We start from the raw sequence: 970 nt of genomic DNA, 5'->3' as shown, positions 1-970 counted from the left end.
GCTGCTTCCTCTTTTGTCATTCCTGTTGTATCTACTCCCATAGCTCTTGCTATATCTCCATATTTATCTATACAAGCTGACATATTAAATTCCATTACTATTGGTAGTAATAGTGCATTTGCTACTCCGTGAGGTATATCATATACTGCTCCTAGTGGATGAGCCATTGAGTGAACTATTCCTAGTCCTACATTTGAGAATCCCATTCCTGCTACATATTGAGCTATACTCATTCCTTCCATATCTGTTAAGTTTTTATCTGCTACTGCTCCTCTTAGGTGTTTTCCTATCATTTCAATAGCTTTTAGCTCAAACATATCTGATATTACATGAGCTCCTTTTGTAATATATCCTTCTATTGCATGTGTTAAAGCATCCATTCCTGTTGCTGCTATTGTTTTATTTGGCATTGTTAACATTAATTCAGCATCTACTATTGCTACTAATGGTATATCTTTTGGATCTACACACACTATTTTTCTATTTTCATCTTCTAATGTTATTACATAGTTAATTGTTACTTCTGCTGCTGTTCCACAAGTTGTTGGAAGGGCAATTATTGGCACACATTTATTTTTTGTTGGTGCTACTCCTTCTAGTGATTTTATATCTGCAAATTCAGGGTTATTTTTTACTATTGCCACTGCTTTTGCTGTATCTATTACAGATCCTCCTCCTACTGCTATTAAGAAATCTGCTCCTGCTTTGTTGAAAGCTTCTAGTCCATCTTTACAGTTTTTAACTGTTGGGTTTTGTTTTATCTCTGTAAACTCTTCATAAGCTATTTCAGCTTTATCTAATACTTCTTTTACTTTATCTAATACTCCACAACTAGCTAATATTTTGTCACTTACTAAAAGAGCTTTTTTATATCCTCTTGCTTGTACTTCAGTTGCTAATTCTGCTCTACTTCCTATTCCAAAATAGCTTGTTTCATTTAAAATATATCTTGCCATATTTTCCCTCCAAA

The 970-nt window shown here is 33.7% G+C and carries 1 protein-coding gene; it reads right to left on the bottom strand.

All coding sequences use genetic code 11. The features are described from left to right. On the bottom strand, window positions 1–956 hold a 956-nt coding region (locus I6E31_12425), incomplete at its 3' end, for an iron-containing alcohol dehydrogenase (protein ID MCF2640763.1). Window positions 957–970 lie beyond the last annotated feature (14 nt).

Source organism: Fusobacterium varium (assembly GCA_021531615.1).
GTDB lineage: Bacteria > Fusobacteriota > Fusobacteriia > Fusobacteriales > Fusobacteriaceae > Fusobacterium_A > Fusobacterium_A varium_C.
Note: the sequence above shows the minus strand (reverse complement) of the source record. Positions and strands in the feature narration are given on the sequence as shown.